We start from the raw sequence: 8,917 nt of genomic DNA on the forward strand, positions 1-8,917 counted from the left end.
CGGTCGAGACCAGCTGGGCGAGCACGGTGTCGATCGAGCGGATCTCGCCGCCGATCGTCGCGAGCGCGGCGGCTGTCTCGCCCGTGCCGTCGCGGATCGCGGCGATGCGTGTGCCGATCTCGGCGGTCGCGCGCGCGGTCTGCGCGGCGAGCTGCTTCACTTCCGAGGCGACGACCGCGAAGCCCTTGCCCGCCTCGCCCGCCCGCGCGGCCTCGATGGTCGCGTTCAGCGCCAGCAGCGTGGTGCGGCCGGCGATCTCGCCGATCAGGTCGAGCACCCGGCCGATCTCGCTCGAGGCCGTGGTCAGCCGCTGGACGGACGCCGCGACCTCACCGGCGCGCCGGACCGCGCCAGCGGCACGCTCGGCCGCCTCGGCGCAGCCGCGCGCGACCGCGGCCACGTTCTCGGCCACGGTGCTGCATTCCTGTGCGACCTGATCGGCCTCACCCTGCGCATCGTCGCAGACGCGCGCGACCGAGCCCGCCGTCTCGCGCGTCGCGCGCGACTGGGCGCTGAGCGAGTCGGCGGCGGCGCGCAGCGACGATGCCTCGGCCTCGATCTCGCGCACCGCCCCCTGCACGCGCGCGCGGATCGTCTCGGCCATGCGGCGCATCTCGGCCTCGCGCGCGGCCGCCGTCTGCTGTTCGGCGCGGCGCTGCGCCTCGGCCCGCTCGGCGTCGACCCGACGCGCCTCGGCCTCGCGCTCGGCCAGCGCGGTGGCGGCCGCGGCGGAGGCCAGGCGCGCGCGCCGGACCGCCAGCCACACCACGGTCGTCGCGAGCAGCGCCGCCATGCCCGAGACGAGCAGGAAGGTCGCGAGCGCGCCGTCGCGAATGCCACCGAGCGTGCCGCGCAGGGTCGCGAGATCAGCGACCGCCTCGACCGTGGCAAGCGGCGCACCGTCCAGCCCGCGCAGCGTCAGGTGCGAGACCCCGGCCTGCGACGGCTCGGGCGGGGCGACGTTGGCGGGCGAGAGCAGTGGTGCGCCGTCGCCGATGCGCCGCACGGTCACGGCCATCGAGAGCGCGGAGTCGAGCCCCGCAAGCGCAGGCAGCGGATCGACGGTCACGGCAAGATAGCCGACCAGCCGGAGCCCGCCGACCGGGACGATGGCCGTCAGCCGCGGCCTGCCGTCGGAGAGCCAGGAGCGCGGGAGCGTGCGCAGCCGGTCGGCACCCTGACGTTCGGCGGCGGCGGCGAGGAGCGCGGGGTCGAGACGCTCGGCGCCGGCGCGCCATGCCTCGGCGACCGGCGTGAAGTCGGGCGCGTAGACGCCGAGCCCGAGCAGCGTGATCGTGCCCGAGCTGACGACGCCGCGGCGCCATTCCTCGACCAGCAGCGGCTCGAGTCCGGCGCGATCGCGCGACGTGACCGCCTGGCGCAGCGTCTGCGCGCCGGCGATCTGCTGCGCGAGTGCCGCGACCTCGGCCCCGTGCCGGTCCCACAGCTCGGTCGCGACCCGCGCGTCCAGCATCTCCTGCGCGGCAGCATGGCGGAAGGCGTCGAACGCGGCCCCGTACGCATCGGTCATGCGCCAGCCGACAAAGGCGGCGGAGGCCAGCACGGTGAGGTTGGCCGCGACGAGCAGCGGCAGCAGTCCGGCACGAAGGCGCATCGCAAGACCCCGGCAGCGTGGTCCGCGACCGTAAGCGGAAGCGATTAAGCAACGGTAAGCCGGGCTGCACGGGGCCTTCTCGCCGGGCGGTGGCTCACGGCATCATGGTCGGAGTCATCAGGAGGGCGGGTGATGGGAACGGGAACGGACGCGCGCGTGATCCAGCCGGAGGAGGCGCGCAGCTTCTGGCAGCCGGTGCCGGCGAACGGGTTCGTGCGCTGCATCCTCGACGAGTCGGTGGTACGCGCGGAGACGCCGTTCGCGATGGGGATGCAGACGGTCGATCCGGGCTGCCACGTGCGCGAGCACGACCATGCCGTGCAGGAGGAAATCATCCATTTCGTTGCCGGCACGGGCACGATCCGGCTGGAGGGGGCGGAGCATCCTGCGCGCCCGGGCACCACCGTGTTCATCGGCAAGGGGCGGCGGCACGCCTTCATCAATACGGGCGACGGGCCGATGACCTTCGTCTGGGTGCTGATGCCCGGCGGGCTGGAGCGGTTCTTCGCTGCGATCGGGCGCGCGCGGCGCGAGGGCGAGACGGCGCCGGCGCCGTTCGCGCGCCCGGACAACGTCGCCGAGATCGAGCGCGCCACGGTGTTTGGCTGGGCGGATCAGTCGCTCGGGCGCCCGGGCGGGGGCGGGTAGGCGCGGTCGCGCGCGGCGGCGCGCTGATCCATCAGGTGCTGGCCTCAAAGCGCGCGCCGGCCGGGTTGCCGCCGACGCGGGCTGATCTGTATCGATAGGGCGGTCGCCTGGATGCCGACGGTCGCCGGCAATCGGCACCGGGCGGAGGCGGCGGGGTGAGCGGCGACGTCCTGCCTGCCCCCGCGATCGCGGCGTTGACGCGGAGGCCGGGCGCGATCAGCGTGACCGATCCGCCTCCCAGGAATGCCGCGATGCCCGCACACCCCGCTGAGACCGCCGCCAAGCCCGGGGTGGGCCACGATGCCCGCATCATGGCCCTGATCGGGACCGGGCATTTCCTCTCGCATTTCTACGTGTTGTGCCTGCCGCCGCTGTTCCTGTTCTGGCGCGCGGAGTTCGGCGCCTCCTTCGCCGAGCTGGGGCTCGCGGTCGCGCTGATGTCGGGCACCACGGCGCTGTTGCAGACGCCGGTCGGGTTCGCGGTGGACCGGTACGGCGCGCGGCCCTTCCTGGTCGGGGGCACGCTGCTGATGGCGCTTTCGGTCTCCGCCATGGCGGCAGCGCCGGGGATTTGGGCGATCTGGGCGCTCGCCATCCTGTCCGGCGTCGGCAATTCGGTGATCCACCCGGCGGACTACGCGATCCTCGCGGGCTCGATCGACAAGTCCCGCATGGGGCGCGCCTTCGCGATGCACACCTTCACGGGGAACCTGGGGTTCGCGCTGGCCCCGCCGGTGATCGCGCTGCTGGCGGCAGCGCTGGGCTGGCGGGCATCGCTGCTGATCGTGGGGCTGCTGGGCGTGCCGGTGGTCGCCGCCATCCTCGTGCAGAGCCGGATCCTGCGCGACCAGGCGAAGCCCAGGGCCAGCGAGGCCGGGCCGAGCGGACGCGAGCTGCTGCTCTCCCGCCCCATGCTGCTGTTCTTCGCCTTCTTCCTCCTCTCCTCCATGGCCGGGTCGGGGATCCAGGCCTTCGTCATCACCGTGTTGGGCCAGCTCTGGGGCACACCGGTGGCGATCGCTTCGATGGTGCTGACGGGCTACATGGCCGGTGCGACGGGCGGCACGCTGGTGGGCGGATGGATCGCGGATGCGACGAAGCGCAGCCTGATGGGCTTCGTCGTGGTGCTGACTTTGTTCGCGGCGGCGATGATCCTGGCGCTCGGCCTGATGCCGATGCCGGAGCTGATGCTGCCGATCGTGGCCCTGCTGGGCGGGGTGGCCATGGGGGCGTCGCGCACGCCACGCGACATCATGCTGAAGGATGCCTCGCCGCCGGGGCAGATCGGCAAGGTGTTCGGCTTCGTCTCGTCAGGGTTGCCGCTGGGCAGCGCGATCATGCCGGTGCCGCTCGGCTATCTGATTGACCTCGGGCATCCCGAGCTCGTGCTGCCGGTGGTCGCGGCCATTCTGGTGCTGTCCCTGCTCTGCGCGGGAGCGGCACAGTCGGAGGCGAGGTCGCGCCGGAGCGTGACGCCGGCGCCTGCGGAGTGATGGCGGTAGACGATCTGATCGGACCAAGCTCGACCGAAGGACATTGGGGTCTGGCGTTGAACGGCAGGCGCTACGAGTTGGCGCTCCTGCGCGGGATCACCGCCGGCCACGCCGACTTGTTTCTCAGGACCGTTCCGACCGCAGCAGGAACGAACGAAACCGCGCTGTTCTCATCGATATTCGCGGACATTCGCGATGCCAGTACCGTTCATGCTGTAGGCGTCTCGCTGGTTGATCGTTTGAATGGCGTTCTGCTTCTGCGGGACCCTACCAGGGAGCCGATTTCTGTCTTGTACGTTCTTCAGCGCACCCAGACCGCGCAGGGGGCCGTCGCGATCTACAAGACCTATGCCTTCTCGACTGGCAACGCGCGCGGTCGAGCACGTGCGCTGGCGGTTGCCGACACCACGGCTCCGATCCCCCCGCCCGAGCCGCAATGGGTCATCGACAGCTTCGGTGATGATGCGGTTGCGGGCGTGCTCACATACCTTCGCGGCGAGCCGGACTGGTTCGACCTCTGGAAGGCGTTCGAGCGCATGCGTGCCGACATAAAACATAGGGTCGGAGGCAACTGGAAACCGTCAGACGTCGGATGGCCAAGTAAATCTACAATGGATCATTTCACAAAGAGCGTGAATTTCGTCCGACATAGTGGCGCGGCCACGCCACAAGGGGTAACGGCCGAGAATGCGATGACCCTTGCAGAAGCAAGAGCCTTCCTCGCCTGCCGTGTCCGGCAGTGGCTGGAGTGGCGCAGCGGCCGTAGCTGAGCTGCTACGCCGCCACAGGCTTGTGCTCGACGCCCTTCTCGGTCAGCAGGCCCTCGAGTTCGCCCGACTGGAACATCTCGGTGACGATGTCGCAGCCGCCCACGAACTCGCCCTTCACATAGAGCTGCGGAATCGTCGGCCAGTTGGTGAACTGCTTGATCCCGTCGCGCACGCCGGGGTCCTCCAGCACGTTCACGCCTTTGAACTTCACCCCCATGTGCATGAGGATCTGCACCACCCGCGCCGAGAACCCGCACTGCGGGAACATCGGCGTGCCCTTCATGAACAGCACCACCGGGTTGTCGGTGAGGTCGGCCTGGATGCGCTCGAAGACGGGGTTCGACATCGTTTCGGTTCCTGGTCCCGTGGTGATCGGTAGGCCCTGTCAGTCCTGGGGCGGGCTGGTCTGCAGCGCGAGCGCGTGCAGCGCGCCGCCCATGCGTCCCTGCAGCGCGGCATAGACCATCTGGTGCTGCTGCACGCGGCTCTTGCCCCTGAAGGCCGCGGAGACGACGGTCGCGGCGTAGTGGTCGCCGTCGCCGCGCAGATCCTCGACGGTCACCTGCGCGTCCGGCAGGCCCGCCTTGATCAGCGCCTCGATCTCCGCCGCCGACATCGGCATCGCCGGTCCGTCCCCTACGCCATGTAGGCCGGCAGCCACGCTGCGTGGACCTGCCTGAGCCGCTCCACGGATATGGAGAACGCCCCGTTCAGTGTCAAACCCGCCCCCTCGGCGCGGCCGAGCAGGGTCGCGGGCACGTGGGCGGCGGCCGCTTCGGCCACGAGCGCGCGGCCGTCGGGCAGCGCGACCACGTAGCGCGCCTGGTCCTCGCCGAACCAGAAGGCATGGGCGGGCAGGGAATCGGGCGCGGGGAGCAGCGATGCTCCGATGCCGCCGGCGAGCGCCATCTCGGCCAGCGCGACGAGGAGCCCGCCATCCGAGACGTCGTGGCAGGCGCGCACGCGGCCCGCCAGGATCATCCGGCGGACGAAGTCGCCGTTGCGCCGCTCTGCCGCGAGGTCGACCGGCGGCGGCGCCCCCTCCTCGCGCCCGGCGATCTCGCGCAGCCAGAGCGACTGGCCGAGATGCCCGGCCGTCTCGCCGATCAGCACGAGGTCGAGCCCCGGCGCGAGGGCGAGCCCCACCGCCTGCGCCGCATCCTCCAGCACGCCGACCGCGCCGATCGCCGGGGTGGGCAGGATCGGCTTGCCGTCGGTCTCGTTGTAGAGCGACACGTTGCCGGACACGACCGGGACGTCGAGCGCGCGGCAGGCGGCCGCCATTCCGCGCACCGCGGCGGCGAACTGGCCCATGATGCGCGGGCGTTCGGGGTTGCCGAAGTTCATGTTGTCGGTGATGGCGAGCGGCCGCGCGCCGACCGCGGTGAGGTTGCGCCACGCCTCGGCCACCGCCTGCGCGCCGCCCGCCTCGGGGTCGGCCTGGCAGTAGCGCGGCGTGCAGTCGGTGGTCAGCGCCAGCGCGCGCTTCAGCCCCTCGAGCTTCACCACCGCCGCATCCGCCCCGCCGGGACGCTTCACCGTCTGCCCGCCGACCGTGGAGTCGTACTGGTCCCAGATCCAGGCGCGCGAGCAGAGGTCGGGGCAGCCGATCAGGGTGACGAGTGCGGCCTCAAGCCCGACCGGATCAGGTACCGTCGCGGGGTCGATCGGCGCGGGCCTCGGCGTCTCCTCGGTCGGACGGCGGTAGAGCGGCGCCTGATCCGACAGCGGCGCGAGCGGGATGTCGGCCTCCACGCGCCCCTGGTGGCGCAGCACGATGCGGCCGGTATCCGTGAGGTGCCCGATCACGGCGAAGTCGAGCTCCCACTTCTCGAAGATCGCGCGCGCGGCACCCTCCGCGCCGGGACGGAGGATCATCAGCATCCGCTCCTGGCTCTCCGACAGCATCATCTCGTAGGCGGTCATGCCGGTCTCGCGCTGCGGCACCGCATAGAGGGTCAGTTCGATCCCGACGCCCCCCTTCCCCGCCATCTCGACCGACGACGACGTCAGCCCCGCCGCACCCATGTCCTGGATGGCGACGATCGCGTCCGTCGCCATCAGCTCCATGCAGGCCTCGATCAGAAGCTTCTCGGTGAACGGATCGCCGACCTGCACGGTGGGACGCTTCTCGTCGCCCTCGTCGGCGCCGAACTCGGCCGAGGCCATGGTCGCGCCGTGGATGCCGTCGCGCCCGGTCTTGGAGCCGACATAGACGACAGGGTTGCCGACGCCGGCGGCGGCCGAGAGGAAGATGCGATCCGCCGGCGCGATGCCGACCGTCATCGCATTGACCAGCGGGTTGCCGTCATAGGCGGGGTGGAAGTTCACCTCGCCGCCGACGGTCGGCACGCCGACGCAGTTGCCGTAGCCGCCGATGCCGCGCACCACCCCGTCGAGGATGCGCCTCGTGCGCGGGCTGTCGGGCGAGCCGAAGCGGAGCGCGTTGAGGTTGGCGATCGGCCGCGCGCCCATGGTGAAGACGTCGCGCAGGATGCCGCCCACGCCGGTGGCCGCGCCCTGGTAGGGCTCGATGAAGGATGGGTGGTTGTGGCTCTCCATCTTGAACACCGCTGCGAGTCCGTCGCCGATCGCAACCACGCCCGCGTTCTCGCCCGGCCCGTGGATCACCCAAGGAGCGCGGGTCGGCAGCTCGCGCAGCCAGACGCGGGAGGATTTGTACGAGCAGTGCTCGGACCACATGACCGAGAAGATGCCGAGCTCGGTCAGCGACGGCTGGCGACCAAGGATCGCCAGCACGCGCTGATGCTCATCGGGCTTCAGGCCGAACTCGGCGGCGAGCCGGATGGCCCGTTCGGCGGGCAGCGTCTCGGGGGTGTCGGTCACAAGGGTCCTCGGGCGCGTGGTCGGAGCGGAACGGCCACGCCCGAGGCGGCGTGTCAAGGATCGCGCCTTGCACGACCGCCGAAACTGCTCCTCTGCCCACGCGACACCCTCCTTTGCGCCCAGGCCCTGGACCAGCCGGCCGCGCGACGGACAAGGCCGCCTCGCGACAGGCTTCGCTCACCGCCACGGTCGAGCCGTAGACATGGCGACGCGCGAGGTGGTGCTGCGCGGCGAGGGCGGCCGCCTGGTCACCTTGGTCGCGGGCACACAGGTGCGCAACCTGGCGCAGGTCCGTGTCCGCGACTGCGTGGTGATTGACCACACCGAGGCTCTCGCGGTCGAGATCGTGCGTCCGGGCGACACCGGCGCCGTTGCCGGCCACGCCGAGCCCGGGCAGCGCCCCGGGGCCGCAGCCGGCGAGGTCGTGCGCGTACGCGTGCGGATCGACGCCGTGAATACCGACGCCTGGACGGTCACCTTCACGGGCCCCCGTGGCGCCACGCATACCGTCGCCGTACGTGACCCCGGGGCGCGCGGCTTCGTGCGCGGCCTCCGCCCCGGGCGAGGAGGTCGACATCGCCTATGCCGAAGCCCTCGCCATCCGGGTCGAACCCGCCGCCCGGCAGGGTCCCGTGGGCGAGCCACAGCCTAGCAGGGTCCGAGAGCGGAGCCTTGCGACCGTTGGCGCGGGCCTGCTGATGGAACAAGACCGCGGCGAGCCCGTTGCCGATCGCGATCACGCCGGCGTTTTCGCCCGCTCCGTGGATGACCCACGGCGCCTTGGTCGGGAGTTCGCGCCGGCAGGCACGGGAGGAGTGGTACGAGCAGTGCTTGGACACCATGACCGAGAAGATACCGAACCCTGTCCGTGAGGGCGTGCGGCCCAAAATGGCGAGCACGCGATCGTGCTCGTCGGGCTTGAGGCCGAACTCGGCGGCAAGCGCAGCAGCGCGCTCGACGGGCAGCGTCTCAGGGGGAGCAGCCTTGGCCGCGTCACGCGGGGCGCAAGGCTGAGGCAAACGACTGAATCATCGTCGTTGCCAAGGGAGCGTTACGTCTCTAAAGTATTTTTCTGCCGCAACGACTGAACGGGTCCGTCGTGGGCGGGTCAGGCTGCCTGATCCCCGCGAGGAGAACTCCGATGCCTAGGATCACGACACGCGCATGGTTGCGCGCGTGCGCCGCCGCCGCCATCGCAGCGACCACGCTGCACGGGGCCGGCGCGGAGGCGGCCGACGCCGTCCTCCTCGAACGCGGTCGCTACCTGGTGGAGACCGCCGCGTTCTGCGGCGCCTGCCACACCACGCGCGCGCCGAACGGCGCGCTGGTCCCGGGCATGGAACTGGCCGGCGGGCGTGTGTTCGTCGAGCGCGGCTTCCGCGCGGTCGCGCCGAACATCACCATGGACGAGGAGACCGGGATCGGCCGCTGGACCGACGTCCAGATCGCGGATGCGATCCACAACGGCAGGCGGCCGGACGGATCGCTGATCGGGCCGCCCATGCCGGTCGAGTCCTATCGCGGGATCTCCGACCGCGACCTTG

At 71.3% G+C, this 8,917-nt stretch carries 9 protein-coding genes and 1 pseudogene; 5 read left to right on the forward strand and 5 right to left on the reverse strand.

The window, feature by feature from the left end; all coding sequences use genetic code 11:
- Positions 1–1,615: methyl-accepting chemotaxis protein (locus ACTIFU_RS20295; protein ID WP_439580137.1), on the reverse strand; the 1,615-nt coding region annotated here is incomplete at its 3' end.
- A gap of 132 nt (positions 1,616–1,747) precedes the next feature.
- Between ACTIFU_RS20295 and ACTIFU_RS20300 the strand changes: the two genes are divergently transcribed.
- The 3 genes from ACTIFU_RS20300 to ACTIFU_RS20310 all read left to right on the forward strand — a co-directional run bounded on the left by ACTIFU_RS20300 (position 1,748) and on the right by ACTIFU_RS20310 (position 4,526).
- Positions 1,748–2,263: a cupin domain-containing protein gene (locus ACTIFU_RS20300; RefSeq protein ID WP_439580138.1), complete on the forward strand. Its 516-nt coding sequence runs from the start codon at positions 1,748–1,750 to the stop codon at positions 2,261–2,263.
- 155 nt (positions 2,264–2,418) lie between these two features.
- On the forward strand, positions 2,419–3,756 hold the full coding sequence (locus ACTIFU_RS20305) for an MFS transporter (RefSeq protein WP_439580139.1): 1,338 nt from the start codon (positions 2,419–2,421) through the stop codon (positions 3,754–3,756).
- The gene (locus ACTIFU_RS20310; RefSeq protein ID WP_439580140.1) at positions 3,756–4,526 is read left to right on the forward strand and encodes a hypothetical protein; all 771 of its coding nucleotides are present in this window, start codon (positions 3,756–3,758) and stop codon (positions 4,524–4,526) included. Before ACTIFU_RS20305 ends, ACTIFU_RS20310 begins: the two co-directional genes overlap by 1 nt.
- Before the next feature lie 4 nt (positions 4,527–4,530).
- Here ACTIFU_RS20310 and grxD read toward each other — a convergent pair whose 3' ends face one another.
- Genes grxD through purL form a run of 3 tightly spaced genes read right to left on the reverse strand, consistent with a single transcriptional unit; the run spans position 4,531 to position 7,352 of the window.
- The gene (grxD, locus tag ACTIFU_RS20315; protein WP_439580141.1) at positions 4,531–4,872 is read right to left on the reverse strand and encodes a Grx4 family monothiol glutaredoxin; all 342 of its coding nucleotides are present in this window, start codon (positions 4,870–4,872) and stop codon (positions 4,531–4,533) included.
- 39 nt (positions 4,873–4,911) lie between these two features.
- The gene (locus tag ACTIFU_RS20320; protein ID WP_439580142.1) at positions 4,912–5,148 is read right to left on the reverse strand and encodes a BolA family protein; all 237 of its coding nucleotides are present in this window, start codon (positions 5,146–5,148) and stop codon (positions 4,912–4,914) included.
- A 14-nt stretch (positions 5,149–5,162) separates the two neighbouring features.
- Positions 5,163–7,352, reverse strand: a complete 2,190-nt coding sequence (gene purL, locus ACTIFU_RS20325; protein ID WP_439580144.1) for a phosphoribosylformylglycinamidine synthase subunit PurL — start codon at positions 7,350–7,352, stop codon at positions 5,163–5,165.
- 223 nt (positions 7,353–7,575) lie between these two features.
- Here purL and ACTIFU_RS20330 point away from each other — a divergent pair, with 223 nt between their 5' ends.
- On the forward strand, positions 7,576–8,025 hold the full coding sequence (locus ACTIFU_RS20330; protein ID WP_439580145.1) for a hypothetical protein: 450 nt from the start codon (positions 7,576–7,578) through the stop codon (positions 8,023–8,025).
- A 55-nt stretch (positions 8,026–8,080) separates the two neighbouring features.
- Here the strand turns inward: ACTIFU_RS20330 and ACTIFU_RS20335 are convergent.
- Positions 8,081–8,338: pseudogene (locus tag ACTIFU_RS20335) on the reverse strand (phosphoribosylformylglycinamidine synthase subunit PurL); the annotation flags it as partial.
- Between the two features lie 176 nt (positions 8,339–8,514).
- Here ACTIFU_RS20335 and ACTIFU_RS20340 point away from each other — a divergent pair.
- On the forward strand, positions 8,515–8,917 hold a 403-nt coding region (locus ACTIFU_RS20340; protein WP_439580143.1), incomplete at its 3' end, for a hypothetical protein.

The organism is Elioraea sp. (assembly GCF_051860475.1).
In the GTDB taxonomy this organism is placed as follows: domain Bacteria; phylum Pseudomonadota; class Alphaproteobacteria; order Acetobacterales; family Acetobacteraceae; genus Elioraea.

Excerpts from the sequence above, each read along its gene's own strand:
- ACTIFU_RS20320 (WP_439580142.1), bottom strand. The coding sequence starts at position 5,148 with ATGCCGATGTCGGCGGCGGAGATCGAGGCGCTGATCAAGGCGGGCCTG.
- ACTIFU_RS20300 (WP_439580138.1), top strand. The coding sequence starts at position 1,748 with ATGGGAACGGGAACGGACGCGCGCGTGATCCAGCCGGAGGAGGCGCGC.
- ACTIFU_RS20310 (WP_439580140.1), top strand. The coding sequence starts at position 3,756 with ATGGCGGTAGACGATCTGATCGGACCAAGCTCGACCGAAGGACATTGG.
- ACTIFU_RS20330 (WP_439580145.1), top strand. The coding sequence starts at position 7,576 with ATGGCGACGCGCGAGGTGGTGCTGCGCGGCGAGGGCGGCCGCCTGGTC.
- grxD (WP_439580141.1), bottom strand. The coding sequence starts at position 4,872 with ATGTCGAACCCCGTCTTCGAGCGCATCCAGGCCGACCTCACCGACAAC.